The organism is Streptomyces sp. NBC_01408 (assembly GCF_026340255.1).
In the GTDB taxonomy this organism is placed as follows: domain Bacteria; phylum Actinomycetota; class Actinomycetes; order Streptomycetales; family Streptomycetaceae; genus Streptomyces.
Genome location: NZ_JAPEPJ010000003.1, coordinates 474,400 through 501,315 on the forward strand (window position 1 = coordinate 474,400; position 26,916 = coordinate 501,315).

21 protein-coding genes are annotated in these 26,916 nt (G+C 72.3%); 12 read left to right on the plus strand and 9 right to left on the minus strand.

Translation table 11 applies throughout. The features are described 5' to 3' along the window. Positions 1–107 precede the first annotated feature (107 nt). The 7 genes from OG447_RS29825 to OG447_RS29855 all read left to right on the plus strand — a co-directional run bounded on the left by OG447_RS29825 (position 108) and on the right by OG447_RS29855 (position 7,435). Complete coding sequence (locus OG447_RS29825) at positions 108–1,358, plus strand: MFS transporter (RefSeq protein WP_266940554.1); 1,251 nt, start codon at positions 108–110, stop codon at positions 1,356–1,358. Between the two features lie 117 nt (positions 1,359–1,475). Continuing rightward, on the plus strand, positions 1,476–2,090 hold the full coding sequence (locus OG447_RS29830) for an NAD(P)H-dependent oxidoreductase (protein ID WP_266940555.1): 615 nt from the start codon (positions 1,476–1,478) through the stop codon (positions 2,088–2,090). After that, a complete protein-coding gene (locus tag OG447_RS29835) occupies positions 2,087–2,890 on the plus strand; it encodes an arylamine N-acetyltransferase (protein WP_266940556.1) in 804 nt (267 codons plus the stop codon). The genes OG447_RS29830 and OG447_RS29835 overlap by 4 nt, the downstream gene beginning before the upstream one ends. A gap of 111 nt (positions 2,891–3,001) precedes the next feature. Continuing rightward, complete coding sequence (locus OG447_RS29840) at positions 3,002–3,409, plus strand: DUF4440 domain-containing protein (protein WP_266940557.1); 408 nt, start codon at positions 3,002–3,004, stop codon at positions 3,407–3,409. Positions 3,410–3,454: 45 nt separating this feature from the next. Next, positions 3,455–4,102, plus strand: coding sequence for an NAD(P)H-dependent oxidoreductase (locus OG447_RS29845; protein WP_266940559.1), 648 nt, complete (start codon positions 3,455–3,457; stop codon positions 4,100–4,102). Positions 4,103–4,274: 172 nt separating this feature from the next. Further along, entirely contained in the window at positions 4,275–5,855 is a 1,581-nt protein-coding gene (locus OG447_RS29850; protein ID WP_266940561.1) for a class I adenylate-forming enzyme family protein, read from the plus strand. A 116-nt stretch (positions 5,856–5,971) separates the two neighbouring features. Beyond that, positions 5,972–7,435, plus strand: a complete 1,464-nt coding sequence (locus tag OG447_RS29855; RefSeq protein ID WP_266940563.1) for an MFS transporter — start codon at positions 5,972–5,974, stop codon at positions 7,433–7,435. 79 nt (positions 7,436–7,514) lie between these two features. On the opposite strand, the gene OG447_RS29860 is transcribed toward OG447_RS29855, so the two are convergent. The 9 genes from OG447_RS29860 to OG447_RS29900 all read right to left on the minus strand — a co-directional run bounded on the left by OG447_RS29860 (position 7,515) and on the right by OG447_RS29900 (position 20,865). Next, a complete protein-coding gene (locus OG447_RS29860) occupies positions 7,515–8,726 on the minus strand; it encodes an NAD(P)/FAD-dependent oxidoreductase (RefSeq protein WP_266940565.1) in 1,212 nt (403 codons plus the stop codon). Positions 8,727–8,756: 30 nt separating this feature from the next. Beyond that, a complete protein-coding gene (locus tag OG447_RS29865; protein WP_266940567.1) occupies positions 8,757–10,202 on the minus strand; it encodes an FAD-dependent oxidoreductase in 1,446 nt (481 codons plus the stop codon). Then, positions 10,199–12,409 (minus strand): molybdopterin oxidoreductase family protein, encoded by a 2,211-nt coding sequence (locus OG447_RS29870; protein WP_266940569.1) that lies wholly within the window; start codon positions 12,407–12,409, stop codon positions 10,199–10,201. The genes OG447_RS29865 and OG447_RS29870 overlap by 4 nt, the downstream gene beginning before the upstream one ends. Next, positions 12,402–13,805, minus strand: a complete 1,404-nt coding sequence (locus OG447_RS29875) for an MFS transporter (RefSeq protein WP_266940571.1) — start codon at positions 13,803–13,805, stop codon at positions 12,402–12,404. The genes OG447_RS29870 and OG447_RS29875 overlap by 8 nt, the downstream gene beginning before the upstream one ends. 49 nt (positions 13,806–13,854) lie before the next feature. Continuing rightward, positions 13,855–15,282 (minus strand): 3-carboxy-cis,cis-muconate cycloisomerase, encoded by a 1,428-nt coding sequence (gene pcaB, locus OG447_RS29880; protein ID WP_266940573.1) that lies wholly within the window; start codon positions 15,280–15,282, stop codon positions 13,855–13,857. Further along, complete coding sequence (locus tag OG447_RS29885; RefSeq protein WP_266940575.1) at positions 15,279–17,267, minus strand: FAD/NAD(P)-binding domain-containing protein; 1,989 nt, start codon at positions 17,265–17,267, stop codon at positions 15,279–15,281. The genes pcaB and OG447_RS29885 overlap by 4 nt, the downstream gene beginning before the upstream one ends. A 73-nt stretch (positions 17,268–17,340) precedes the next feature. Continuing rightward, complete coding sequence (locus OG447_RS29890; protein ID WP_266940577.1) at positions 17,341–18,906, minus strand: class I adenylate-forming enzyme family protein; 1,566 nt, start codon at positions 18,904–18,906, stop codon at positions 17,341–17,343. A 237-nt stretch (positions 18,907–19,143) separates the two neighbouring features. Continuing rightward, the gene (locus OG447_RS29895; RefSeq protein WP_266940579.1) at positions 19,144–19,692 is read right to left on the minus strand and encodes an SRPBCC family protein; all 549 of its coding nucleotides are present in this window, start codon (positions 19,690–19,692) and stop codon (positions 19,144–19,146) included. A gap of 192 nt (positions 19,693–19,884) precedes the next feature. Beyond that, a complete protein-coding gene (locus OG447_RS29900) occupies positions 19,885–20,865 on the minus strand; it encodes an NADPH:quinone reductase (RefSeq protein WP_266940581.1) in 981 nt (326 codons plus the stop codon). Positions 20,866–21,169: 304 nt separating this feature from the next. Between OG447_RS29900 and OG447_RS29905 the strand changes: the two genes are divergently transcribed. The 5 genes from OG447_RS29905 to OG447_RS29925 all read left to right on the plus strand — a co-directional run bounded on the left by OG447_RS29905 (position 21,170) and on the right by OG447_RS29925 (position 26,863). Continuing rightward, positions 21,170–22,342, plus strand: a complete 1,173-nt coding sequence (locus OG447_RS29905) for a 3-deoxy-7-phosphoheptulonate synthase (protein ID WP_266940583.1) — start codon at positions 21,170–21,172, stop codon at positions 22,340–22,342. Positions 22,343–22,361: 19 nt separating this feature from the next. Continuing rightward, positions 22,362–23,132 (plus strand): 2,3-dihydro-2,3-dihydroxybenzoate dehydrogenase, encoded by a 771-nt coding sequence (locus OG447_RS29910; RefSeq protein ID WP_266940585.1) that lies wholly within the window; start codon positions 22,362–22,364, stop codon positions 23,130–23,132. 51 nt (positions 23,133–23,183) lie between these two features. Beyond that, positions 23,184–23,807 carry an isochorismatase family protein gene (locus OG447_RS29915; RefSeq protein ID WP_266940586.1) on the plus strand — a complete coding sequence of 208 codons (624 nt, stop codon included), beginning with the start codon at positions 23,184–23,186 and terminating at the stop codon, positions 23,805–23,807. Then, positions 23,804–25,699 (plus strand): anthranilate synthase family protein, encoded by a 1,896-nt coding sequence (locus OG447_RS29920; RefSeq protein ID WP_266940587.1) that lies wholly within the window; start codon positions 23,804–23,806, stop codon positions 25,697–25,699. The genes OG447_RS29915 and OG447_RS29920 overlap by 4 nt, the downstream gene beginning before the upstream one ends. 189 nt (positions 25,700–25,888) lie before the next feature. Further along, entirely contained in the window at positions 25,889–26,863 is a 975-nt protein-coding gene (locus OG447_RS29925; RefSeq protein ID WP_266940589.1) for a 3-oxoacyl-ACP synthase III family protein, read from the plus strand. The last annotated feature ends 53 nt before the right edge of the window (positions 26,864–26,916 follow it).

Below are 26,916 nucleotides of genomic sequence, written 5' to 3' on the forward strand. Positions count from 1 at the left end.
CGACCCACCCCCACACGCTGACCGGCCACCCACCCGGGTGCCTTAGGGCGACACCCCCCTGGGGGTGTCCGGCCATGATCCGCCGGACACCCTCAGGAGCACCGCACATGAGCTTACGCACGCCCACCGCCCGGCCCGGCGCGAAGGACACCGCCGCCCCCGACCGGCCCGCCCCCCGTCCTGAGCGGTCCGTCGCCCCCGTGGTGACGGCGATCTCGCTGCTCGGGATGCTGGTGGTGGGCCAGCTGTACGTGGCGATCCCGCTGCTCCCCGAGGTCGGGCGGGCCTGGGGCGTGGACCAGGCGTCGGCCACCTGGGCGACCTCCGCGTACGCGGCGACGTACGCGGTCATCTCGCTGTTCAGCGGCGCGCTCGCCCGGCGCTTCGGCACCCGGACGGTGCTGGTCGCGGGGGTGGCCGCGCTCGCGGCGGCGACGGCCTGCGTGCCGCTGGCCGAGTCCTTCGGGGCGGGGCTGTCGCTGCGGGCCGCGCAGGGCCTGTTCGCCGGCGTGTACGTCCCGCTCGTGTACGCCTACCTGAACGCGCACGTCCCGGCGTCGAAGCTGCCGACCGCGCTGACGATCGTCTCCGCCTGCATGGCCGGGACGATCGTGATCGGGCAGGTGGAGTCGCAGCTGCTGGCTGCGGTCGTCGGATGGCGCGGCACCTTCTGGGTGACCGCGCCGCTGCTGTTGGCGGGGGCGCTCGTCCTGCGCCGGGTGCTGTCTGCGGTGGATCCGGCGCGGACCGCGGACCGGGCCTCGGCGCCCGGCGGCGGGCCCGGCAGGCTGTGGAAACGCCTGCTGCCGCTGTACGTCGTCGGCCTCACCTGCTCCACCACCATGACCGCCGTCTACACGAGCGTGCAGCTCTACGGTCCCCCCGAGCTCGTCGGCGACGGCCAGGCGATGCTGATGCTGCGCGCCACCGCCATTCCCGCGCTCGTGCTGGGCGTGCTGGTGGCGCCGCTGCTGGGGCGGATCCCGGCGCGGCCGCGCGGAGCGGGTGCGTTCGCGGTGGCCGCGGCGGGCATCTGCGGTGCCGGGCTGTTCGGCGGCACCACCGCCGGGCTGGCCACGTCCATGTTCGTCTTCATGCTCGGCGTCGCCGCGATCGGCCCCGCCGTGGTACAGGAGATCGGCACCGCGGCCGGCACGGCCCACGGGGTCATGGCGACCGCCTTGTACGGCTTCACCCTCAACATCGGCGGCGGGCTGGGCGCGCAGCTCCCCCTCGCGTTCGGTGAGGTCAGGGGCGTCGGGCTGTTCATGTCGGCGCTGCTCGGGGGGTGTGTGGTGCTGCTGGTGGTGAGCGGCCGCCGCCCGGCCCCGGCCCGGCCCGCGGTCCCGCCGACCTGACGGACTGGCCACGCGGTCCTCGGCAGGGCTCGGTGCACGGAACAGGATCGTCACAAGGCCCCGGCACCTGGCAGTCCGGATCTGAGCGGGGGCGGTCGAAAGGGAGTTCCACACGTCATGACGAACATCGCTGTCATCTACTACTCGTCCACCGGCTCCACGCACAAGCTGGCCGAGGCCGCCGCCGAGGGGGCCGAGAAGGCCGGCGCGGAGGTCCGTCTGCTGCGCATCGCGGAGATCGCGCCGAACGGTGAGGCCGCGAGCCGCGAGGGTGCGGCCGGCCACCAGGACGCCACCCAGGACATACCCGTGGCCACCCTGGCGGACCTGGAGTGGGCCGATGGCATCCTGCTCGGCACGCCGGTGCACTTCGGGCTCGCCGCCCCGCAGCTGATGCACTTCATCAACTCCACCTCCAAGCTGTCCATCGAGGGCAAGCTCCTCAACAAGGCGGTCTCCGCCTTCGCTTCGGGCTCCGCGGCGCACGGCGGCCAGGTCTCCGCGATCCTCGCCCTGCACAACGCGATCACCCACTGGGGCTCGGTCATCGTCTCCACCGGATCGGTGGACCCGGTCCTGTACAAGCCGAAGAACGGCAACCCGTACGGTGCCTCCGCCGTCGTCGGCGGCAACCCGGGCCAGGTCCCGGAGGAGAACCTGGAGGCCGCCGCCTTCCAGGCGCGCCGCACCCTCGAGGTCGCCTCCGTCATGAAGACCCTGGACGCCCGGTGATCTCCGACGTACTGGCCACGGCCTACCTGGCGCGGATCGGGGCCTCGCGCCCCGCCGAGGCGAACCTCGCGGCGCTGGCCGAGTTGACCGAACGGCACGTCCTCACCGTCCCGTTCGAGAACCTCGACTACCACCTGGGGCAGGAAGTCCACCTGGACGAGCGGGTCGTCGAGAAGATCGTGCACCAGGGACGCGGCGGCGCCTGCTACGAGGTGAACCCGGCCTTCGGGCTCCTCCTGGAGGCGCTCGGCTACCAGGTGGAGATCCTCTCGGCGCGGGTCCGCCGCCCCGACGGGCTGGGCGCTCCGCTGGGCCACCTGGCGCTGCGCGTGACCGTGGCGGGCGACGCGTACCTCGTGGACGTCGGCTTCCGCCGCAACCCGCGGCGGCCGCTGCTGCTGGGCACCGAGGCCGTGCAGTACGACCCGGACGGCGCCTTCCGCTTCGGGTCGCCGGACCAGGGCGAGTTCGACCTGATCCGGGACGGCGAGCCGATGTACCGGGTGGACGGACGGGCCCGTGAGCTGGCCGAGTTCAGGCCGTCGCTGTGGTGGTTCCGCACCTGCCCCGACTCGCCGTTCCTCCAGGACGTGTTCTGCTCCCTGCCCACGGTCGAGGGCCGCGTCACGCTGAAGGGCCGGACCCTGACCCGGCGCGTGCACGACGAGGTCCTGGTGGAGCACCTCAGCGACGACATCGAGGTGTTCGAGGCCTACCACAAGCACTTCGGGATCACCCTGGACCGGCTGCCCGCCGAGCCGGTACGGCCGGAAGGGTCCCGCGGCATCGCCGTCGAGTAGCACCCTGCCGGGGCCCCACGCGCCGCTCCGCCCGCGGCCGCCCCGCACCTCCCTCCCCCCGCTCACCCATCCCCTTCCCATTGGACTTCACCCCCCTCATCAGGAGCCACGATGACCGCGTCTGTCACCGCGCCCGTCACCGAGCCGTCGGAACTTCCCAACGCCTTCCTGCGTGCCTTCAACGCACGCGACCTGGAAGCCATCGACCACCTCTTCGAGCCGGAGGCGGTACGTGTCCTCACCCCGGGCGAGGTGGTGACCGGGGACGGCCGGCGCGCCGCGACCGCGAGTTTCCTGGCACTCGGGATTCCGATGAAGCTCTCGGTGCGGCACTGCTACGAATACGGCGATCTGGCACTGCTGTTGTGCGACTACCTGATCAAGGGCGCCAAACCGGACGGGACTTCCGTACACCACGAGGGCACGGCCACGGACGTGGTGCGCCGCGGCGCCGACGGCGTCTGGCGCTACGCGATCGACAATCCGCCGGGCATCGACCGCGAGACCGCGAAGCCCTGACGTCCCGCAATCCCGCATTCCGAACGAAGAGAGAATGAAAAGCCCATGACCAATGTCGCCATCGTCTATTACTCCGCCACCGGAAACATCCACAAGCTCGCGGTGGCCGCCGCCGAGGCCGCGGAGAAGGCCGGTGCCCAGGTCCGGCTGCGCCGCGTGGCCGAGATCCAGGAGACCACCCTCGCGCCCAACTACACCGCGTGGACGGAGGCGTACGAGGAGCACACCGGCGGCAGCAGCCGCGAGGTGGAGATCGCCACCATCGACGACCTGGACTGGGCCGACGCGGTCATCTGGGGAACCCCCGGACGCTACGGCGCGATGGCCGGCCCGCTCAAGCACTTCATCGACCAGACCTTCGAGCTGCACGCCCGGGCCGGTCTGAAGAACAAGGCCATGTCCTCGTTCACCTCGACGGGCACGCAGCACGGCGGCCAGGAGTCGACCATCCTGTCGCTGTCGAACGTCTTCTACCACTGGGGCGCGATCATCGTGCCTCCGGGCGTCACCGACCCGATCCTGCTCGCGCCGAGCAACGGCAACCCGTACGGCGTGAGCGCCACGTCCGGCCTGCAGGCCGTCCCCGGCCACCTCGCGCAGAACGTGACCGAGGACAACATGGCGGCGGTCGGCTACCAGACCGTGCGCACGATGGAGATCGCCGCGGCGATCAAGCAGGGGCTCGCCAAGTAGTCCGGCGCGGCACCGGCACGTGGAGAAAAGCCCGAAGCGGGATTCCCGCTTCGGGCTTTTCCCTGTGCGCCACCTACGGGTTCAGGCCGTGGCCGGTGACTTGATTCCGTCGAGCTGACACAGTGAAAGTGCTGCTGTTGGGCCCGCGGACCGCCGGTGCGAACGTGAATACATGCCCCGGATTCCCAAGAACAAGACGCCGCTCTACCTCGGCCTGGTGGCCGAGGAGGCCGCCGCCCAGTTCGGCGCCAATACCATTACGCTCGACCGCGTCATGGACGCCCTCCCGGAGGTCGGCCAGGTCCTGACGGTCAGCCACTTCGCCGAGCTGATCGCCGAAATGGCCAACCGCCTGTGGGCGACCGGTGTCCGGCCGAGCGACCACGTCGTCATCCACAAGACCAACAATTTCGACATCACGCTCTTCGCCTGTGCGACGGCCCGCGTCGGCGCCGTCCCCGTGATGCTCTCCGCCCACCTGGACGGGGAGACCATCAACGCGCTGCTCCAGCGTCTGCCCTCCCCCACCCTCCTGACGGACGCCGCCAAGCTGCTCGGCTCGCTGGCCGGTTCTCCGCTGGACGAGCTCACCGCGCGGGTCATCTCCGTCACCGAACCGGTCGAGGGGGCCATCACCCTGGGCGACCTGGCCGGCGCCCCCGAGCGTGCGCCGGTGACCCTGCACCCCGACTCGCACGCGATCATGACGCACACCTCGGGGACCACCGGCATCCCGAAGCTCGTGGTGCACTCCGCCCGTTCCATCGGATCGCGCTACCGCTGGCAGGACAAGGTCGTCAGCCTGCTGCGCCAGCGTGAGCCGATCCTGATGCACGTCAGCTACGTGCACTCGCGCATGTACCCCGGCATCGCCGCGATGATGCTGCGCAACAAGCCGATGGTGTTCCTGGACGACGCCGAGCCCGGCAAGGTCGCCGACGCGATGGCCAAGTACCGTCCCGGCGTCTTCGAGACGCACCCCAACTCCTTCCTGGAGTGCGAGTCGATCCTCGACGACCCGCGCAAGCCGTTCTCCACGGTCCGCTTCTACAACAGCACCTTCGACGCCATCCACCCCGGCACGATGGACAAGTTCCTGCGCGCCTCGGAGCGTACGAACCCGGTCTTCCTCCAGGTCTACGGCCAGAGCGAGTGCGGCCCCCTGGTGGCCCGCCCGTACACCCGCAAGACCGTCATGAAGGCCGACGGCCGCTGCCAGGGCTACTCGACCCCGGGCATCACCAAGTACCGCCTGGTGCCCCGCAACGGCAAGAAGCCCTCCCGCGAGAACCCCGGCTACATCGACGTGCAGACCGCCGGCCGCGCCCTGACCTACTACGGCGAGGGCGAGCGCTTCGAGAAGCAGCTCGACGGCGACTGGTGGCGCGGCGGCGACGTCGGCTACCGCACCAAGTGGGGCTGCCTGCACCTGCTCGACCGCGAGGTCGACCAGATCCCGACCATCCACTCCACCCTCGAGGTGGAGGACACCGTCCTGCACCGGCTGCCCGAGCTCACCGAGCTCATCATCGTGCCGGGCCCGAAGCAGGAGCCGGTGCCCGTCGTCTGCACCAAGGACGACGCACCGCTGGACCTCGCCCGCTGGAGCCGCGCCATCGCGGACCAGTCGGACATGGCCGATCCGATCCAGATGAAGCTGAACGAGCTTCCGCGGACGGCCACCGCCAAGATCAAGCGCCTCGAGCTGGCCCGTCGGCTGGCCGACCAGGTGACCCACGAACTGGCTTCCTGACCAGAACTCGCCACCGCCGGGCGCCGAGCCCCCGACACGGGGGCTCACCCCCGGCGTCCGGCACCGCACCATCCTCCGCAGTTCCCCCGATCCGACACCCCGGAGACGCAGACACCATGTCCTCGACCCCCATCGCCCAGGACGGCCGCCGCAAGCGCCTCGGCCTGACACTGGCCCTGCTGGCCTTCGCCCAGCTGATCATCTCCATCGACTACAACATCGTCTACGTGGCCCTCCCGGACATCGGTTCCGGGCTCGGCTTCTCCGCCCAGACCCTCCAGTGGGTCGTCAGCGCCTACGCCGTCGCCTTCGGCGGATTCCTCCTCCTCGGCGGCCGTGCCTGCGACCTGTTCGGCCCGCGGCGCATGTTCGTCCTCGGGCTCGGCCTGTACGCCGGCTCCTCGCTCCTCGGCGGTCTCGCCACCTCGCCGGAGGTGCTCATCGCGGCCCGCGCGATCCAGGGCATCGGCGGCGCCTTCCTCTTCCCGGCCACCCTCACCCTGGTCTCCACCAGCTTCGCGGAGGGCAAGGAGCGCAACCGCGCCTTCGCCGTCTGGGGCACCGCCGGCGGCAGCGGCATGATCGTCGGCTCGCTGCTCGGCGGCGTGCTCACCGAGTCCTTCGGCTGGGAGTCCGTCTTCTACGTCAACGTGCCGCTGGCCGGCATCGCGATGCTGCTGGCCTTCCCGCTCATCAAGCCCGACACCAAGAACAGCAGCGGCCGTAGCTTCGACCTGCTGGGCGCGCTGACCTCCACCATCGGTATCACCGCTGTCGTCTTCGCCCTCGTCCAGGGTCCCGAGTCCGGCTGGGCCTCCTCCACCGTCCTCGGCGCCCTCGCCCTCGGTGTGGTCCTCCTCGTCGCCTTCTTCGTCATCGAGAAGAACTCCGCCGACCCGCTGCTGCCGCTGACCCTCTTCAAGAACCGCAACCTCACCACCGCCGTCGGCGTGACCTTCTTCTACATGGCCACCTTCGGCACCCTGCTGTACTTCCTCACCGTCTACTTCCAGGGCGTCCACGGCTACAGCCCGCTGGGCACCGGTATCGCCTTCCTGGTCCCGATGGTCGCCATCGCCATCGGCGCCCAGACCGCTGGTGGCCTCGCCACCAAGCACGGCATCCGCGCCATCATGGTCGCCGCGATGGTCATCGGCGTCGTCGGCACCGCGATCCTCGGCTTCACCATGGCGACCGACGCCTCGTACTGGATCCTCGTCCCCGGCCTGATCATCATGGGCCTGGGCCAGGGCGCCGGCTACACCCTGATGTTCGGTGCCGCCGCGATCGGCGTCGCCCCCGAGGACCAGGGCATCGCCTCCGGTGTCGCCTCCACCACCCAGCAGATCGGTGGCGCCGTCGGCCTCGCCGTCCTGGTCGCCATCGCCAACTCCGGTCTGGAGGGCCAGACCGGTGAGGCGCTCCGCACCGCCACCACCGACGGTCTGCGCACGGCGGTCTTCATCGCCGCCGCCGGCATCGTCATCACCGCGCTGATCGCCCTGGGCCTGAAGAAGCCCGAGCAGCAGGCGGCTCCGGCCGCCTCGGCCGAGCGCGCGCCGGAGACCGCCGGAGTCTGACGGTCCGCCGTCAGGACCGACGCCGACGGCGAGGGCCCCTACCCGATCGGGTAGGGGCCCTCGCCGTTGGCGTCCTGCGTCAGGAGCTTGCGAGCAGGGCCTCGGCGGAGTCGGGGAGTTCACGGCCCAGCAGGGAGCGCAGCAGCGGATAGGCGGCGGCGTCCCCGGCGAGGATCCCGCCGAGCAGGCTGTCGCCCTCCGAGTCGAGGACGAGCTTCGCGTACACGTCGCCGCCCGCGGATTCCCGTACGAACTCCAGCGCTCCCGGTGTCTGCGCGTGGGCGTCGCCGAAGGAGGCGACGTCCACGCCCATCAGCTTGAGCTTGGTGGACATGTCGGCGCCCGGGAAGCGGGTCGGGCCGTCGCCGAGGAGCTGGCCGGCCACGGCCTCCGCCATCCGGTACCCGGGGGCGACCAGGCCGTAGCAGCGGCCCTCCACGGCCGCGCACTCGCCGATGGCCCAGACGGCCGGGTCGGGCGTGCGGCAGTGGTCGTCGACGAGGAACCCGCCGCGCTCCCCGCGCGGGAGGCCGGCGGGCTCGGCGAGGGAGTCGGCGGGCCGGACTCCGGCGGAGAAGACGACGAGGCCGGTCTCGACGGACGTGCCGTCCGCGAACACCAGGCGTGCCACCCGGCCGTCCGGGCCCGCCTCGATGTGGCTGGTCACGACGCCCAGGTGGGTGGTCACGCCGAGGCGGCCGACGAGCCGGTCGAGCACCCGTCCGCCGCCCTCGTCGACCTGGACCGGCATCAGCCGCGGTGCCATCTCCACGACGTGCGGGGAGAGTCCCAGCGACCGCAGGCCGTTCGCGGCCTCCAGACCGAGCAGGCCGCCGCCGATCACCACCCCTGTGGTGGTGCGGGCGGCGGCCTCACGGATCGTTTCGAGGTCGTCGAGGGTGCGGTACACGCAGGCTCCGGGCAGGTCCCGGCCGGGCACGGGCGGGACGAAGGGCACGGAGCCGGTGGCGAGGACGAGGACGTCGTAGGCGAGGTGCTCCCCGTCCTCCAGGGCCACGGTGCGGGCCGCCCGGTCAATGCCGACAGCCCTGGTGGAGTGACGGAACTCCACCAGGGCGTCTTCGTACAGTTCTGGTTTCACCAGGCTCAGCGCGGCGGGGGGCACGCGGTCCAGGGCGGACGAGAGTCTGACCCGGTCGTAGGCGGGGTGGCTCTCGGCGCCGAGGACCACCACCTTCCAGGTGCCGTCCCGGTCACGGGAGCGGACCTCCTCGACCAGGCGGTGGCCGGTCATTCCGTGGCCGATGACGACGAGGGTGCGGTGGGTCATGCGGTGCCGTCCTTTGAGTACGCACGTGGTTCAACTGCCGGTCGTGGCAGCGTTACTGGCCGCCAGGGAGACACAGATCGCCTCCACCTGGCGGGTGCAGCCGCCACAGCCCGTGGTGGCGCGGGTGGCGGCGGCGAGTTCGGGGAGCCCGCGCGAGCCGGCGTGCCAGGCCTCGGTGAGGTCCTGGTGCGTGACGTTGTTGCACAGGCACACGACGGTGCCGGGGCACATCTCGGTGGGCCCGGCCTTGGCCACCCGGGGGGCGCGGCCCAGCAGCAGGCTCAGCCGGTCACGGGGGACGGGCAGGTCGTGGACGTACAGCTCGGTGGCGGTGGCGATGGCCCGGTCGAAGCCGAGCAGCACTCCGGCGACGATGCGCTCGCCGGTGAGCTCCAGGCGGGCGTAGCGGGAGTTCGCGGGGTCGTTGAGGGTGACCGCCTCCTCGGCGGGGGTGCTGCCCGGGATGCCGAGGACGACGAGGCCGGGGCCCGCGATACGGGGACGCAGCACACGGCGGGCGGCGGCCACGCCGCGTTCGCCGGTGGCGAGATGGCGGGCCAGGGCTTCGGCCTGCGCCCAGCCGGACGCCAGGGAGCCGCCGCGGCGGCCGCGGTGCTCGGCGCAGTCGCCCAGTGCGTGGATCAGCGGGTCGTCGGTGCGCAGGCGGTCGTCGACGACGATGCCGGTGCGGACGCTCAGGCCCGCGGCGCGGGCCAGCCCGGTCTCGGGCAGGACGCCGGTGCAGACCAGGAGGGTGGCGACGGGGAGGGTGCGGCCGTCGGCGACGGTGAGGGAGCCGGGTGCGTAGCCGGTGGCCTCCTGGCCGGTGACGACCTCGACTCCGGCGGCCGTGAGGCGGTCGGTGACGAGGGCCCCGGCGGTCCGGTCGAGCAGGTGGTCCATGGGCCAGGGGCCGGGGTGGACGAGGGTGACCGGCCGGCCCTTGGCGGCCAGCGCGAACGCCGCCTCCATGCCGAGGGATCCGGCGCCCAGGACGGTCACGGGGGTCCGTGCGGCCACGGCCGACGGATCGGTGAGGCGGGCGCAGTCGGCGAGCGTACGGAGCGTGGCGACGCCCGTGGCCTGGGCTCCGCCGGAGGTGCGCAGGCCGGGCAGGTCCGGCAGCAGCGGGGTCGCGCCGGTCGCCAGGACCAGCCGGCGGTACGGGAAGGCCTGCCCGTCGGCGGTGTGCACCCGGCGGCCGGCGCGGTCGATGCGGACGGCGCAGGCACCGGTGTGGACACGGGTGTCGCCGGGCGGCGGGGGAAGTTCCATCGCCGCGGGCGGGAGGCTCCCGTCGAGGGCGGAGGTGAGCAGCGCCCGGTGGTAGGCGGGGACGTCTTCGGCGCCCAGGACCGTGACGGGGTCCTGGCAGCCGGCGTGCCGCAGCCGGTCGACGAACTGGTGGGCGGCCGGTCCGTTGCCGATGACGAGGATCGGGTCGGCCGGGCGGGTGCCGGGCCCGGTCGTGGTCATGATCGGGCCCCCTCGGGGATCGCGGCCGTGTCGGGCAGGACCGCCCCGGCCGGGAGCGGGTCGGTGGTGACGGGTGTGAGGCGGACCGCGCAGACCTTGAACTCGGGCATCCGGCTGCGGGGGTCGAGCGCGTCGTTGGTGAGCAGGTTGGCCCGGCCCTCGCCGGGGAAGTGGAACGGCAGGAAGACCGTGTCGGTGCGCAGCGTCGGGTCGAGGCGGACCCGGGCCAGGGTGGAACCGCGGGCCGAGGTCACCCGGGCGTGGCCGCCGTCGGTGAGGCCCGCGCGGGCCGCGGTGTCGGGGTGCACCTCGACGTGCGTCTCCGGGGCGGCGGCCGTCAGCTGGGGCACCCGGCGGGTCTGCGCGCCGGACTGGTACTGGGCCAGTACCCGCCCGGTGGTGGCGTACAGGGGATGCTCGGCGTGCGTCTCCTCGGCGGGTGGGCGGTGCTCGACGTCGGCGAAGCGGGCGCGCCCGTCGGGGTGGGCGAACCGCTCAAGGAAGAGCCGCGGGGTGCCGGGGTGTTCTTCGGCGTCGGCATCGGCATCGGCGGGGGCAGGAGTCCGGGGGCAGGGCCAGTGCAGGGCCTCCCCCGCGTCGAGCCGCTCGTAGCTGATGCCCGAGTAGTCGGCGGGGCCGCCGGCCGAAGCCTTCCGCAGCTCCTCGAAGACGGCCCGCGGTTCGGTCGGGTAGCGCTCGGGCAGGTCGCCCAGTCTGGTGGCGAGGGACCGCAGGACGTCGAGGTCGGAACGGGTCCCGGGGGGCGGGTCGAGGAGCCGGCGGCGGCGCAGGACGCGGCCTTCGAGGTTGGTCATGGTGCCCTCCTCCTCGGCCCACTGGGTGACGGGAAGCACCACATCAGCCATGCGGGCGGTCTCGGAGGGCACGAAGTCGGCGACGACGAGCAGGTCGAGCGAGGCCAGCCGGGCGGCGACCCGCGCGGAACGGGGCGCGGACACCACCGGGTTGGCGCCGAAGACGAGGAGGGCGCGGGGGCCGGTCTCGGTGCCGAGGGCGTCGAGGAGTTCGTAGGCGCTGCGGCCCGGCCCGGGGAGGGCGGCCGGGTCGATGCCCCAGACCCGGGCCACGTGGGCGCGGGCGGCCGGGTCGGTGATCATGCGGTAGCCGGGCAGCTGGTCGGCCTTCTGGCCGTGCTCGCGGCCGCCCTGGCCGTTGCCCTGGCCGGTGAGGCAGCCGTAGCCGCTGCCCTCGCGGCCGGGCAGGCCGAGGGCGAGGGCCACGTTGATGAAGGCGGCGACGGTGTCGGTGCCCTTGCTGTGCTGCTCGGCGCCGCGCCCGGTGAGGACGTACGCGCGGGGGGCGGCGGCGAGCAGCCGGACGGCTTCGCGCTGGTCGCTGACCGGTACGCCGGTGACCTTCTCGACGCGCTCGGGCCACCAGGAGGCGGCGCGCTTCCACGCGGCGTCGAAGCCGTCGGTGCGCCGGTCGACGTACGCCCGGTCGGTGTGGCCCTCGACGACGAGGATGTGGAACAGGCCCAGGGCGAGGGCGAGGTCGGTGCCGGGGCGCGGCTGGAGGTGCAGGGCGGCGCGCTCGGCGGTGGGGGTGCGGCGCGGGTCGATGACGATCAGCCGGGCGGCGGTGAGGTGCCGCATCAGCGGGGGCATCGTCTCGGCGGGGTTGGCGCCGGCGAGGAGGACGGTGTCGGCGGAGCCGAGGTCGGTGACGGGGAAGGGGAGTCCGCGGTCGAGGCCGAAGGCGGCGTTCCCGGCGGCGGCGGCCGACGACATGCAGAAGCGGCCGTTGTAGTCGATCTGGCTCGTGCCGAGGGCGACGCGGGCGAACTTGCCGAGCAGGTAGGCCTTTTCGTTGGTGAGGCCGCCGCCGCCGAAGACGCCCACGGCGTCGGGGCCGTGCTCGGCGCGGAGCCGGGCGAGGGAGGCGGCGACCGTGTCGAGGGCGGTGTCCCAGCCGGTGGGGCGCAGCGTCCCGGAGGCGTCGCGGACCAGCGGGGTGCGGAGCCGGTCGGGTGTGCCGAGCAGGGCGGGGGCGGTCCAGCCCTTCTGGCACAGGCCGCCCCGGTTGACGGGGAAGTCGGGGTCGGGCTCGACGGTGGCCGCGTGCGCGGGCGGCCCGCCGGCGGGGCCCGGGACGGCGCTGAGCCGGGTGCCGCACTGGAGGGCGCAGTAGGGGCAGTGCGTCGCCACCTGGCGGGGCGGCGCCGGCACGTGCTCGGTGTCACGCATGGACGGACTCCGCGCGTCGGGGTTCGGCGGGGGCGCCGGCGGTGGCCCGGGCCGCGGCGGCGCCGGCTCGCTCGCGGCGGACGTAGACGACCCAGGTGACGAGGGCGCAGACGGCGTAGTAGCCGAGGAAGGACAGGAACGCGGCCGTGCCGTCGCTCGCGCCGCCGCTGTAGGAGCCGCGGAAGGCCAGGTTGACGGCGACTCCGCCCAGCGCCCCGACCGCTCCGGCGATGCCGACGGCGGCGCCGGACAGCTTGCGTGCGGTGGCGAAGGCCTGGGTGGCGTCGCCGCCGGCGACGATGCGGGCTTCGGCGTCGCGGGCGAAGGCGGTGGGGATCAGCTTGTACGTGGAGCCGTTGCCGATGCCGCTGAGGACGAACAGCGCGGTGAATCCGGCGATGAAGATCGGCAGGGAGTTCCGCGCCGAGGCCACGAGGAGGACCGCGGTTCCGGCGCCCATGCCCGCGAAGGTGAGCAGGGTGACGCGGGCGCCGCCGAACTTGTCGGCGAGCCAGCCGCCGAAGGGGCGGGAGAAGGAGCCGAGCAGGGGGCCGAGGAAGGTGTACGAGGCGGCCTGGAGCGGGGTGGAGCCGAACTGCGTCTGCAGGACCAGCCCGAAGGCGAAGCCGTAGCCGATGAAGGAGCCGAAGGTGCCGACGTAGAGGAGGGAGATCCACCAGGTGTCGTGGTGGGCGAGGGCCTGGCGCTGGGCGCCCGGCTCGGCCCGGACGGCGGCGATGTTGTCCATCTTCACCGCGCACAGCAGGGAGATGAGCACGATGAGCGGCAGGTAGACGGCGGCGACGTAGGCCGGGTGGGTGTCGCCGACGGTGGAGATGACGAGCAGGCCGAGCAGCTGGACCGCCGCGACGCCGAGGTTGCCGCCGCCGGCGTTGAGGCCGAGGGCCCAGCCCTGCTGGCGGCGGGGGAAGAAGCTGGTGATGTTGGTCATGGAGGAGGCGAAGTTGCCGCCGCCGACCCCGCCGACCGCACTGATCAGCAGGAACACCCACAGCGGGGTGCCGGGCTGCTGGATGAACCAGACGGTCGCCAGGGTGGGGACGAGCAGGATCGCCGAGGCGAAGACGGTCCAGTTGCGGCCGCCGAAGCGGGTGACGGCCCAGCTGTACGGCGGGCGCAGGAGGGCGCCGACGAGGGTGGGGGTGACGACGAGGAGGAACTTCTCGTCGGGCGCGAAACCGAGGCCGATCTCGGGCGTCATGAACAGGACGAGGACCGACCACATGCTCCAGATGGAGAAGCCGATGTGTTCGGAGGCTACGGACAGAAAGAGGTTGCGGCGTGCGATGCGCTTGCCGCCGCGCTCCCAGTACTGCTCGTCCTCGGCGTCCCAGTCCTCGATCCAGCGTCCCTTGGCTGATCTCGTCGCACTCATCTGACCTGTTCTCCCTTGGTTCTCGGGCGGTTGGGGTGGGGCACGGCGTTCAGCGACGCCCCACCGGCTGTACGTCGGCCAGGGCGCGGTCGACGAGGGCGCCCGCCGCGCCGAGGTAGCCGGCCGGGTCGCACAGCCGGGCGACGGCGGCGGTGTCGAGCCCGTGCCCCGGCAGTTGTGCCAGTACGGCGCCCAGGGTCTGCCCGTTCGCCGCGGCGGCGGCCGAGGCGTCGCTGAGCAGCTGCTTCGCGGCGGCCTTGCCGAGCAGCGGGGCAAGCCTGGCGGCGATGCGCTCGGAGACGATCTGGCCGCCGGTGAGGTCGAGGTTCTCGCGCATCCTCGCGGCCCGGACCTCCAGGCCCTCGGCCAGCTCGACCGCGGTGTGCGCCGCTCCGCCGGTCAGCCGCAGGGCTTCGCGCAGCAGCTGCCATTCGGCGTGCCAGACGCCCCCGGAGCGCTCGTCCTCGGTGACCAGGCACTGCGTCAGACCGGCGGCGATCACCGGGACCTGGAGGGCCGCGGCGCGGATCAGGGTGGCGAGTACGGGGTTGCGCTTGTGCGGCATCGCGGAGGAGCTGCCGCGTCCGGCGGTGGTCGGCTCGGTGACTTCGCCGACCTCGGTGCGGGTCAGTGACTGCACGTCGACGGCGATCTTGCCGAGGGCTCCGGCGGTGAAGGCCAGCGCGGCGGCGAGGTCGGCCATCGGGGTGCGCAGCGCGTGCCAGGGCAGGACGGGGCGGGCGAGTCCGGTCTCGCCGGCGAAGGCGTCGACGAGCCGGTCCAGGTAGGGGTGTTCGCCGTCGTCAGCCCCTTCGGGGCGGTCGATGTCGGCGTACTCCAGGTACCCGGCGAGGGTGCCGGCCGCCCCGCCGAGGGAGACGGGCAGGCCGTCTTCGAGGAGGCGGGCCAGCCGGGCGTCGGCGTCGAGGACGAGGCGGCGCCAGCCGGCGGCCTTGAGGCCGAACGTGGTGGGCACGGCGTGCAGGGCCAGGGTGCGGCCGGGCATCGGGGTGTCGCGGTGGGCGCCGGCCAGGACTGCCAGGGCCCGCGCGGTGCGCGCCAGGTCGGCGCGGACCAGGCGCAGGGTCCGCGCGGCCACCAGCATGGCACCGGTGTCGAAGATGTCCTGGCTGGTGGAACCGCGGTGGACGTACTCCGCGGCCTGCGGGTCGCGTCGGCGGACGGCCGCGGTGAGCGCCTGGACCAGGCCGACGACCGGGTTGGCGGTCTCCCGCGCGGCGAGGGCGAGGGCCCGGAGGTCGAAGTTCCCGGCCCGGGCGGTCTCGGTGATGGTGTCCGCGGCGGCCTTCGGCAGGGTGCCGAGTTCCGCCTGGGCCCGGGCCAGGGCGGCCTCGGCGTCGAGCATGGCCTGGAGCCATGCCCGGTCGCCGACGGCCGCCTCGGCCGGGGTGCCGGCCCGCACGGGTGAGAGCAGGCCGGCGTCCTCCAGGTGGGCCCCCTCAGAGGGCTCGGTCATACGATCACACCGGGCAGCTGGTCGTCGGCTGCCTCCCTGCTGATGGGGCGGATCCCCGCGGGTGCGTGCGCGACGGGCGGCAGGGCCAGCACGGCGCGGGCGATGGCGTCGGAGTCCCCGAGGGTCACGGAGTCCACGCCGGGCCGGATGCCGGCGGCGGTGACCCAGTGGACGGACTCGGTGGGCACTCCGTACGCGAACCGGCGCGGGTGGGCCGTGCCGCGGGCGTCGATGAGCCGGTACGGGCGCTCGGTGACCGCGAGACCGCCGGTCTGGTAGCCGCCCTGGCCGCCGGTGATGACGTACGGCTTGGCCTGGTCGGTGTCCAGCAGGTGCTGGAGCAGCGGGTCGGCCGTGCGCCGCAGGTCGGGCTCGGGCAGCCGGGCCTCGATGAGGACCTGCGCCTTGATCACGGCGCCCGGAACGGTGCTGGACACGGCCTGGTACGTCTGCGTGTCGGGGTCGATGCGGACCTGGGTGCCGGGGCCGGTGAGGGTGAGGATGCCCGCCTCGATCAGGGCGATCATCTCCTCGATGCGGGTGGCCGGCGGGCCGATGGAGAGGAAGCCGTTGAGCGGGGTGTACCAGCCTTCGAGGTCGTCGCGGTGCGAGTCGCCGTCCAGACCGCCGTGGTCGACGGCGAGGCGGACCTCGTTGCGCAGGTCGCGCAGGACGTCGAGGGCCGACTTGAGCGGGCCGGTCAGGTTTCCCTGGCGCGCGGCGACCACATCGGCCGCGAGGTACTCGACCAGCCACTTCCGGAAGGCGCCACGGTCGGCGAACTCGGTGTCGCCGTAGGGGACGGAGAGCTTCTCCCAGCTCCAGTACCGCTCCTCGGGGATGCCGTACTCGGCGACCAGGGCGACCCGGTCGGCGGCCTCCTCCCGTTCGAGGTAGCGCCGGATGAAGGTCTCGCGCTCCTCCTCCCGGCCCTCCGCGGTGAGCAGCGCTCCGTAGTAGACGCTCTCGACCTCCCGTGAGATGAAGGGCCACAGGTCGGCGTTGAAGGTGACCGAACCCCCGTCGTCGGCGCGCTCGCGCAGGCCCTCGATGTAGGCCGGGGTCAGCAGCTTGGGGTAGTAACGGCCGTACGCGCCCTTCTCGTTGTCACCGCGGGCCTGGAAGGGGATCCCGCGCCGGGAGAAGGCGTAGAGCCGCGGTTCCTTCCCGGAGGGCTGGTACGTGAGCTTGCCGTCCTCGCCGCGGACGAAGGTGCCGCCGCGGCCGTGGCTGAACAGCGACATGTAGTCGAAGAAGTTCAGACCGAGGCCGCGCAGGATCACCGACTGGCCGGGCTCGATCCGCGCGAGGTCGGCGTCGGCCGGGTTCCCCGGGGTCAGGTACGTCAGGTAGTGGATGCGGGCGAGCGAGGCCGTGCGGGCCTCGCGCGGGGTCAGGCGGGCCGGGACGTGGCCCTGGGCCAGGATGATCGCGTCCAGGTTGTTCAGGCGGGTGCCGTCCTCCAGGCGGACGCCCTGCGGGCCGCCGGGCATGCCCTGGGTGTCGGCGATGGCGACCGCGCGGGAGCCGTGGACGTGGACCGTCACGTGCTGGGGCGCCCCGACGACGGCGCGCTGGAAGCACTCGCCGAGGTAGCTGCCGTAGAAGGCGCGGGTGGGGTAGGTGTCCGGGCCCAGGGCGGCGGCCTCGGCGAGGGTGCCCTCGTCGTAGTCGCCGAACTGGCCGAGCACGGAGAGGGACTTGGCCCACTCGTAGAGGCTCGGGCCGGGCTCGATGGGGCCCTCGATCGTGCAGCTCTCGTCGGTGTAGACGGTGATCTGGCAGGCGACGGTGTTCATCAGCAGGTGGCGGGACTGACCGGAGCGCCAGACCTGGCCGGCGCCGGGCGCGGAGGGGTCCACGACGTGGAGGGCGACCGAGTCGTGCGAGGGGCGCTGGCGTTCGTTGGCGATCAGTCGCTCGACGACGGACAGCCCGCGGGGACCGGCGCCGATGACGCAGATCTCGACGGATGAGGTGCTCATGCGTTTTCTCCGATGCTGTGGGGCGGGTACGCCCGTGGATGCGGCGGCGGGCCGCGCGGGGCCCGTACGGGGACTACTCCGCGGCGGAGGCCGCGACCAGGCGGGCCAGCTCAAGGCGCTTGATCTTGGTGGTGGAGGTCTGCGGGACGTCCTCGAGGCGCCACTGGACCGGGTCGGCCATGTGCGGCAGGCCGATGACGGCGGACTTCCACGCGATCACGTCGAGCGGCTTGTCGTCGCGCGTGCAGACCACCGGCACCGGGACGCCGTCGGAGCCGGGGATGATGATGACCTCGATCAGCTCGTGCAGCCGGCTGAAGAGCTTGTCCTCGATCTCCAGCGTGGAGCCGATGCCGGGGATCTCGTCGACCTCGCGGTCGAGGAGGTGCAGGCAGCCCCACTTGGTGCGGTAGCCGAGGTCGCCCATCCGCCACCAGCCGTCGTTGACCTGCTTCTCCCAGCGCTCGTGCTCGGAGAGGTAGGTGATGATGCGGCCGTCGGACTTGATCTCGATGAAGCCGGGGTTCGTCTTGGTGACGGGATTGCCGTCGCGGCTGACGACACGGACGTTGGTCATGCCGGGGAACGGCGATCCCACGCAGCGGCCGTCGAAGTCCGCGCCGCCCTTGCGGGTGTAGGTGCGCGCCGCGATGGGGCCCACCTCGCTCTGGCCGTAGGCCTGGGCGAAGAGCGGGTTGCTCCGCTTGGTGGCGTTGAGCAGGATCGAGACGGTGCGCGGGTGGATCGCGTCGAAGGTCGAGCTGAAGTACTTGACGTTCGCCAGCGGGCCGCGCGGGTCGTCGGCCAGGGCCTCCCAGCGCAGGAAGGTGTTGGGGTGGGCCTCGATGAAGCCGGGCGGGGCCTGGGCGAAGATGTCGGCGACGGTCTCGGGGTCGTCCTCCCGCAGGACGATGAGGGTGTGTCCCTGGAGGATCGAGATCGGCATGGCCGTGAACATCCGGGAGTGCACGAACGAGACGTGCACGGCGACGGGTTCGCGCTTGCTGACGGCCGAGAAGACGGTGGCCTGCGGACGGTAGCGGGACTCGAAGGTGAAGCCGGTGTGCACGGCGAGCTTCGGGGTGCCGGTGGTGCCGGACGTGTGCGTGATCAGGGTGGGGTGGTCCGCCGGCATCGGGATGGCCGGGACACGGGTCGCACCGGCGAGCGAGGCCAGCGCCACGGTCCCGTCGAAGGTGCCCGAAGTCAGCAGCACCTTGGCCGTGATGTCCAGGATCTCGACCGGCAGGTGGTGCTCCAGCTTGTCCTGGTCGGTGATGAGGAAGGGCCGGTCGATGCGCTTGACCAGGACCGCGACGGTCTCACCGTCGAGCTTCGGGGACAGCAGGGCCGGGACGGCGCCGATCCGGGCGATCGCGCAGGCCAGCAGGGAGATGTCGAAGCCGTCGGACTTGTGCACGACGACGTGGTGGTTGGGACGGACGCCGACCGACCACAGCCGGGAGGCGAAGTCGTCGATCAGATCGGCGAGTTCGGTGAAGGTCGCACGGCGCCCCAGCTGCGGGGCGATGTCCAGGTCGTGGTCCATGACCACGAGACCCGCGGGGGTCCGGGCAGCCGCTCGGTCGAAGAGCGTACCCAGCCGGATGCCCTTGTTTCCTATGCGCTGGAGAAGCATGGCCTCGTTCTCTCAAGAGTTGTCTTCGCCGGCCTACGGGAGCGGCCGGCACCGGTCGGGGGACGGCCGGTGCCGGCGGCCAGGCGGGCGGAAAACGGGAAGGGGAAAGCGGGGAAACGGGGGGAAGGGGGAAACGGGGAAGGGGGAAGCGGGGGGGGGGAAGCGGGGGGGGGAAGCGGGGGGGGAAGCGGGGGGGAAGCGCGGGGGGGGCGGGGGCGGGAAGGCGGCGGCGGGGGGTCAGCGGCCTTCGACGACGTCGCGGATGCGGCCGAGGGTGGCGTCGAGGTCCTGCTCGAGCTTCTCGGTCCAGTCGGTGATGAACTGCTTGCGCTGGACCTCGTCCAGGTCGGCCACGATCTTGTGGATGCCGGCGGTCGCCTTGCCCATCCGGAAGTGGTGGACGAGGACCGAACCGGAGCCCTGCTCCGCCGGCTCGATGTCGAAGCCCCAGATGGACTCCTGGTCCTCCTGCGCGTGCGTCAGCATCATCCAGCGGAAGGTGCGGCCGGGTTCGGCCGCCGTGATGCGGGCCTCGGTGTACCAGGTGCCGCGGATCAGCGGGGCCCAGCCGACGACGTCCTCGGCGCGCAGGTTCTCGCCGCGGAACACCGCGCCAACGCTGGAGGGCTCACCGGAGATCCACTCGCCGCCCTGGCACTCCGGGCTCCATTCGCCGCTCCGGGTCAGGTTGCTGACGACGTCGTAGATCTCCTGGGCGGAGGCCGCGACGGGAATGTCCGCGCGGACCTCGAAAAGCGGGGTCGAGTCGATGATGGAGTTCGTCATGGCCGAAATACTGCTGCCCGCACATTCGGCGTTCAATGGCCCCCCGGTGGATCCGTCAGGTATTTAAACGGAATCCCGACAGCGCATTTACCGCACCGTTTCGGGCATGCCGAAGCGGCGCCGCGACGGAATGCCGCGGCGCCGTCGACTGAATTCCCGTACGGAATTCCGGGCCAGGCCGGGGAAAACGGGTCAGCTCTTGACGCGCAGGACGAGCTTTCCCGTCACCTTGCCGTCGTCCAGCAGCTGGTGGGCCCGGGCCGCCTCCGACAGCGGCAGCACCTCGGTGCCGCGCGGCTTGAGCAGGCCTGCCGCCGTCAGCGTGTTGACGTGGGCGGCGGCCGCGGCGAGCCGGCCCGCGGTGGCGTGCGAGATGGCGAAGCCGCGCACCGAGCAGTCCTTGAGGTAGAGCGGCCCGACGGGCAGCACGGGGCGGGTGCGCATCCCGGAGAGCACCACGATCCGGCCCCGGCTGGCGAGCAGGTCCACCGCCGTCTCCAGGTCGTTGCGGGCCGAGGTGTCGACGTGGATGTCGACGCCGCCCGGGGCGAGCGCGCGGATCCGGCCCGGCACGTCGGGGTCGTTGTAGTCGACGACCTCGGCCGCGCCCAGCTCCCGTACGTAGCCGAAGTCGCGCGGGGAGGCCGTGGCGATGACCCGGGCCCCGGCGTGCGCGGCCATGGTGACCAGCGCGCTGCCGACGTTGCCCGCGGCCCCGGCCACCAGCACGGTGTCGCCGGCGGTGATGTCGCCCTGGTCGAAGAGGGCCAGGTAGGCGGTGACGGCCGGATGGGCGAGGGCGACCGCGTCCACCGGGTCCACCCCCTCGGGCAGCGGGTAGAGGCGCTCGGCCGGGACCACGGCCAGTTCGGAGGCGGCGCCCTGGCGGCCGTCGTGGCCGAGGCTGTTGCACCAGACGCGGTCGCCGGGGGCGAAGCGGTGGGCGACCGCGGGTCCCGCGCGGAGCACGGTCCCGGCGAGGTCGCGGCCGATGACGAAGGGGAAGTCGAGCGGGGTGCGCCAGGCACCCGAGCGGACGAAGGTGTCGACGTGGTTCACGGAGACCGCGTCGACCTCGACGAGGACGTCGGACGGCCCCGGCTGCGGGGCGGGGAGCTCACCGAAGCGGATGACCTCCGCGGGACCGAGCTGTTCGATATAGGCGGCATGCATGCGTCGGATTCTGTTCGGGACGGCAGCATCGGGAAACCCCGAGTGCGCCGTCTGTCAGGTGCCGCGACACCGGCAAGGCGCCGCGGACGGCGCCCGGCACGTTCCGGACAGGACCCGGCGCCGCACCTCCTGACCGCGGCGGGATCCGAAAATCCCTCGGCCGCCACGTAAACAGCCCCTCTCCTCACCTGACGTAATGAGCCGTGGCCCGTGGTTACTTTCGGCCGATCGCCGCAGTATCCATATTCCGCCGCCCCTCAATTCACCCGAGCACCCCACGCCCGTTCTTTCTTGGGAGTTCCCTGTGGTTACAGCTTCGCTTACCGTAAGAAAAGAGACCGCTCGCCAACAGCCGGATTGGGCCGACAACCCGGAATTGCCGAAGGTACGGGAACAACTCTCCGAGCGGCCGGCCCTGGTCAACGCCGGAGACGTGCGGCGGCTGCGTTCCCACCTCGCCCGCGTCGCGGTGGGCGAGGCGTTCGTCGTCCAGGCCGGCGACTGCGCCGAGGACCCGTCGGAGTGCGATGCCGGCTACATCGCCCGCAAGTCCGCGCTCCTCGACCTGCTCGCCGGCACCCTCAAGATGATCACCCACAAGCCGGTGGTCCGGATCGGCCGCCTCGCCGGCCAGTTCGGCAAGCCGCGCTCGCGTCCCACCGAGCTGGTGGACGGCATCGAACTCCCGGTGTTCCGCGGTCACATGGTCAACGGGCCCGAGGCCAGTCTCGCCGAGCGCATCCCCGACCCGCACCGGCTGCTGGCCGGCTACGAGGCCGCCTCCCAGGCCATGGCCCATCTCGGCTGGACGGACCCGGCCCGCCGGTCCGGGATCTGCCCGCCGGTGTGGACCAGCCACGAGGCACTGCTCCTCGACTACGAACTGCCCATGCTGCGCTGGGACGAGGAGGGCAGCCCGCTGCTGACCTCCACCCACTTCCCGTGGATCGGCGAGCGCACCCGGCAGATCGACGGCGCCCACGTGGACACGCTCGCCGGCGTGGTCAACCCGGTGGCCTGCAAGGTCGGCCCCTCGATGGACCCGGAGGAGCTGATCGAGCTGTGCCGGCGCCTCGACCCCTGGCGCGAGGCGGGCCGCCTCACCCTCATCGCGCGCATGGGCGCCGACCAGGTCGGCGAACGGCTGCCCGAGCTGGTGGACGCGGTGCGGCAGGCCGGCCACCCGGTGATCTGGCTCACCGACCCGATGCACGGCAACACCGTCACGGCCCCCGGGGGTCTCAAGACCCGCCTCGTCGACACCGTCGTCGAAGAGGTACGGGGCTTCCAGGAGGCGGTGGTCCGGGGAGGCGGCGTCGCGGGCGGGCTGCACCTGGAGACGACCCCCGACCCGGTCACCGAATGCGCGAGCGGCGCCGGCCACCTCGACGGGGTCGGCGAGACGTACACGAGTTTCTGCGATCCCCGCCTCAATCCGCACCAGGCCTACGCCGTGGTGTCTCAGTGGCGGGCCTGAACAAACAGGGAGATGGGACATGGACAACAAGGTCGCCCTCGTCACGGGAGCCGCGGGAGGTATCGGCCTGGCCGTGGCCCGTCGGCTCGCCGAAGAGGGCGCGTCGGTGGCAGCCGTCGACCTGGACGCGAAACGGCTGAGCGAGGCGGTGGAGAAACTGGCCGCCGACGGGCTCACCGCCCGCGCCTACCCGGCCGACGTCACCAGCACCGAGCAGGTGGAGGCGGTCGTCGACCAGGTCGAGGCCGACCTCGGCCCGCTGGACTTCCTCGTCAACACGGCGGGCATCCTGCGCACGGGCGAGGTACGCGACTTCAGCGACGAGGACTGGCTGCAGACCTTCGAGGTCAACGTCAGCGGCGTCTTCCGGCTGTCGCGCGCCGCCGTCAACCGGATGGTCCCGAACAACCGCGGAGCCATCGTCACGGTGGCCTCCAACGCGTCCGGCACCCCGCGGACCGGGATGGCCGCCTACGGGGCCTCCAAGGCCGCCGCCACGATGCTCACCAAGTCGCTCGGCCTGGAAGTCGCCCGCTACAACATCCGCTGCAACGTCGTCGCTCCCGGCTCCACCGACACCGCGATGCTCGCCTCCCTGTGGGAGGACGAGCAGGGACCCGCCAAGACCATCGCCGGCAGCCCGGAGTCCTACAAGGTCGGCATCCCCCTGGGCAAGCTCGCCCGCACCTCCGACATCGCCGAAGCCGTGCTCTTCCTGCTCTCCGACCGCGCGGCGCACATCACTCTGCACGTCCTGACCGTGGACGGCGGAGCCACGCTCGGCGCGTGAGCCCCGTCCGCCCACAGCCCTTTGAGGAACGACACATCCGAGAGGAACATCATGGCCGGCATACCGACCATCGAGCACTATCCCCTCCCGACCGCGGGAGACCTCCCTCCGTCCGTGCCACAGTGGTCGTTCGACGCCGAGCGGGCCGTACTGCTCGTCCACGACATGCAGCGCTACTTCCTCGCGCCGTTCCCCGAGGGGCTGCGCGCGGAGCTGACCGCCAACGCCGTCCTGCTGCGTGAGCACTTCGCGGCCGCCGGCGCCCCCGTCGCCTACACCGCCCAGCCCGGCGGCATGACCCCCGAGCAGCGCGGCCTGCTGGCCGACATCTGGGGCCCGGGGATGCGTACGAGCCCCGAGGACCGCGAGGTCGTCCCCCCGCTCGCCCCGGCGGACGGCGACTGGGTCTGCACGAAGTGGCGCTACAGCGCCTTCTTCAACACCGACCTGCTGGAGCGGATGCGTGCGGCGGGCCGCGACCAGCTCGTCATCTGCGGCGTGTACGCGCACGTCGGCGTGCTGACCACCGCCATCGAGGCCTTCAGCCACGACATCGAGACCTTCCTCGTCGCCGACGCGATCGGCGACTTCAGCGAGCAGGAGCACCGGCTGGCCATCGACTACGCCGCCAAGCGCTGCGCGGTCGTCACCTCCACGAAGGAGCTCGTCGGATGAGTTCGCCGCTGCTGGCCCGCGTCCTCGGCCCCAACCCGCCCCCGTTCGCCCTGCTGTTCCGGCCCGAGGCCACCGGCCCGGGCGTCATCGACGTCGTCGTCGGCGACACCGCCACCGTCCAGACGCTCGCGCAGCTGCGCCCCGAGCACGCCCGGGGCGCGCGCGGCCCGGCCGGCGCCCGGCACGAGGTGCTGGCGCTCGTCCCCTACCGGCAGATCGCCGAGCGGGGCTTCGCCGCGCCCGAGGAGGACACCCCGCTGGTCGCGATGACCGTCACCGGTCAGGAGCGCGTCTCCCTGGTCGAGGCCCTCGCCCTCATTCCCGATCTGCCGATCGAGCTGGAGGGCGGCCGGTTCGACGTCTCCGACGAGGAGTACGCCGACACCGTGCGCCGGGTGATCTCGGACGAGATCGGTGAGGGCAAGGGCGCCAACTTCGTCATCAAGCGCTCCTGGTCCACCGGCATCCGCGAGTACTCCACCGGACACGCGCTGACCCTCTTCCGGCGGCTGCTGGAGCGGGAGTCCGGCGCGTACTGGACCTTCCTCGTGCACACCGGCGAGCGCACCCTCGTCGGCGCGAGCCCCGAGCGGCACGTCAGCCTGCACCACGGCGCCGCCGTCATGAACCCGATCAGCGGCACCTACCGCTATCCGGCGGCCGGTCCCTCCCTGCCCGAGGTCATGGACTTCCTCGCCGACACCAAGGAGACCGACGAGCTCTACATGGTGGTGGACGAGGAACTGAAGATGATGGCCCGGATCTGCGAGGGCGGCGCCCGCGTGGACGGCCCGTACCTCAAGGAGATGGCTCGCCTCGCCCACACGGAGTACTTCATCGAGGGCCGCAGCGAGCGCGCCCCGGAGGAGATCCTGCGCGAGACGCTCTTCGCGCCGACGGTCACCGGCAGCCCGCTGGAGAGCGCGGCCTCCGTCATCGCCGCGTACGAGCCCCAGGGCCGCGGCTACTACAGCGGCGTGCTGGCGCTGATCGGCCGCGACGAGGAGGGCGGGCATGCGCTGGACTCGTCCATCCTTATCCGTACGGCCGACATCGGCGCCGCCGGCGAGGTCCGCATCGGCGTCGGCGCCACTCTGGTGCGCCACTCGGACCCGTGGTCGGAGGTGGCCGAGACCAAGGCCAAGGCGGCCGGACTGCTCGCGGCGCTGGAGTCGCGCGGCGGCCGGGCCCGCTTCGCCTCGCATCCCCACGTCCGGGCCGCGCTCGAAGAGCGCAACCGGACCATCGCCGGGTACTGGCTCGGGGAGGAGAAGGAGCGGACCGCCTCGAACCCGGCACTGGCCGGACGGCGCGTCCTGGTGGTCGACGCCGAGGACACCTTCACCGCGATGATCGCCCGTCAGCTCCATTCGCTCGGCCTGGACGTGACCGTCCGCCGGTTCGACGAGCCGTACGCCTTCGACGAGCACGACCTCGTGGTGATGGGCCCCGGCCCCGGCGATCCGCGCGACGCCGCCCATCCCAAGATCGAGCACCTGCGGTCGGCGGTACGGACCCTGGTGGACGAACGCAGGCCGTTCCTGGCGGTCTGCCTGAGCCACCAGGTCCTCTCCACCACCCTCGGATTCGAGCTCGTGCGCCGCGCCGAACCCAACCAGGGCGTGCAGAAGGAGATCGACTTCTTCGGGCGGCGGGAACGGGTCGGCTTCTACAACACCTTTGCCGCGCGTTCCGCCGTGGACTCGGCCATCGTGCCCGGCGTCGGTCTCGTGGACATCAGCCGCGACCCGCTGACCGGCGAGGTGCACGCGCTGCGCGGCCCGCACTTCGCGTCGATGCAGTTCCACGCCGAGTCGGTGCTGACGCAGAACGGTCCGCGGATCATCGGGGAGCAACTGGCCTCGCTGACGGCGCGGATGCTCGCGGCCTGACGGCCCGGGGTACGGGTCGGTCCCCCGCGGGCGGACCGCCCCGTACCCCGCCCGCCGAACCTGACAAGGTCCCGCAGACACCCTGGCTGGATTCTCCGCGGGACGGAACCATAAGTTTCACGCAGCGAGGAGTCACCCAAATTGATTACGACGGGAATTCGCAGTGCGAGCAATTCTCTTTCAATCGGCGTGCTGGGCACGGGGTCGTACGTACCGGCTCATGTCGTCTCCAATGACGAGGTCGGGGCGCCGGCCGGAGTCGACCACGAATGGATCTTCGGAAAAACAGGAATACGCAACCGCAGGTGGGCGAAAGCCGATGAGGCGACCTCCGACCTCGCGGTGATCGCGGGGCGCGCGGCGCTGGAGAGCGCCGGTATCCGCGCCGCGCAGGTGTCCCTGATCGTGGTGGCGACCTCCACCCCCGACCAGCCCCAGCCGCCGACCGCCGCCGTGGTGGCCGGAGAGCTCGGCGCGGACCACGGCACGGCCGCCTTCGACGTCAACGGCGTGTGCACCGGCTTCCTGTTCGCGCTGACCACGGCGCAGAGCATGCTGGCCGCCACGGCCGGCGACGGCTACGCGCTCGTCATCGGCGCCGACGTCTACAGCCGCATCCTGAACCCCGAGGACCGGCGCACCACCATCCTCTTCGGTGACGGAGCGGGTGCCGTCGTCATCGGCCCGTCCGCCGGAGCGGGCCGCGGCGTCCTGTCGAACCGACTGGCCAGTTACGCGGCCGACCGGCACCTCATCGAGGTGCCCGGCGGTGGCAGCCGCATTCCGGCGACCCCCGAAACCCTCGCCGAGGGCCTTCAGTACTTCACCATGAACGGCCGCGGAGTCCGCGACTTCGTGGCCGACAACGTACCGCCCGCGATCCGTGAATTCCTCGCTGAACAGGACCTCACCCCCGCGGACCTCGACCACTTCGTTCCGCACCAGGCCAACGGCCGCATGCTGGAAAGCCTTTCCGCCGAACTGGGCGTGGGCGCCGGCCGCACCTGGACCACGTACGAGGAATACGGCAACACGGGTTCCGCCTCGGTACCCGTCACCCTCGACCACGCGGCGCGATCCGGCCGGCTGGCCGCCGGTGACCTGGTGCTGCTCGCCGGCTTCGGCGGCGGCATGGCCCTCGGTCTGTCGCTCATCCGCTGGTAGGCCTCCCCTCCCTCCCCGAACACCCCGACCATCCCAGGGGACGAAACCCCTCA

What these genes read in the sequence shown, in the direction of transcription:
- OG447_RS29825 (WP_266940554.1), top strand. Translation starts at nt 108, where the DNA reads ATGAGCTTACGCACGCCCACCGCCCGGCCCGGCGCGAAGGACACCGCC.
- OG447_RS29830 (WP_266940555.1), top strand. Translation starts at nt 1,476, where the DNA reads ATGACGAACATCGCTGTCATCTACTACTCGTCCACCGGCTCCACGCAC.
- OG447_RS29840 (WP_266940557.1), top strand. Translation starts at nt 3,002, where the DNA reads ATGACCGCGTCTGTCACCGCGCCCGTCACCGAGCCGTCGGAACTTCCC.
- OG447_RS29845 (WP_266940559.1), top strand. Translation starts at nt 3,455, where the DNA reads ATGACCAATGTCGCCATCGTCTATTACTCCGCCACCGGAAACATCCAC.
- OG447_RS29850 (WP_266940561.1), top strand. Translation starts at nt 4,275, where the DNA reads ATGCCCCGGATTCCCAAGAACAAGACGCCGCTCTACCTCGGCCTGGTG.
- OG447_RS29855 (WP_266940563.1), top strand. Translation starts at nt 5,972, where the DNA reads ATGTCCTCGACCCCCATCGCCCAGGACGGCCGCCGCAAGCGCCTCGGC.
- OG447_RS29860 (WP_266940565.1), bottom strand. Translation starts at nt 8,726, where the DNA reads ATGACCCACCGCACCCTCGTCGTCATCGGCCACGGAATGACCGGCCAC.
- OG447_RS29865 (WP_266940567.1), bottom strand. Translation starts at nt 10,202, where the DNA reads ATGACCACGACCGGGCCCGGCACCCGCCCGGCCGACCCGATCCTCGTC.
- OG447_RS29870 (WP_266940569.1), bottom strand. Translation starts at nt 12,409, where the DNA reads ATGCGTGACACCGAGCACGTGCCGGCGCCGCCCCGCCAGGTGGCGACG.
- OG447_RS29875 (WP_266940571.1), bottom strand. Translation starts at nt 13,805, where the DNA reads ATGAGTGCGACGAGATCAGCCAAGGGACGCTGGATCGAGGACTGGGAC.
- pcaB (WP_266940573.1), bottom strand. Translation starts at nt 15,282, where the DNA reads ATGACCGAGCCCTCTGAGGGGGCCCACCTGGAGGACGCCGGCCTGCTC.
- OG447_RS29885 (WP_266940575.1), bottom strand. Translation starts at nt 17,267, where the DNA reads ATGAGCACCTCATCCGTCGAGATCTGCGTCATCGGCGCCGGTCCCCGC.
- OG447_RS29890 (WP_266940577.1), bottom strand. Translation starts at nt 18,906, where the DNA reads ATGCTTCTCCAGCGCATAGGAAACAAGGGCATCCGGCTGGGTACGCTC.
- OG447_RS29895 (WP_266940579.1), bottom strand. Translation starts at nt 19,692, where the DNA reads ATGACGAACTCCATCATCGACTCGACCCCGCTTTTCGAGGTCCGCGCG.
- OG447_RS29900 (WP_266940581.1), bottom strand. Translation starts at nt 20,865, where the DNA reads ATGCATGCCGCCTATATCGAACAGCTCGGTCCCGCGGAGGTCATCCGC.
- OG447_RS29910 (WP_266940585.1), top strand. Translation starts at nt 22,362, where the DNA reads ATGGACAACAAGGTCGCCCTCGTCACGGGAGCCGCGGGAGGTATCGGC.
- OG447_RS29915 (WP_266940586.1), top strand. Translation starts at nt 23,184, where the DNA reads ATGGCCGGCATACCGACCATCGAGCACTATCCCCTCCCGACCGCGGGA.
- OG447_RS29920 (WP_266940587.1), top strand. Translation starts at nt 23,804, where the DNA reads ATGAGTTCGCCGCTGCTGGCCCGCGTCCTCGGCCCCAACCCGCCCCCG.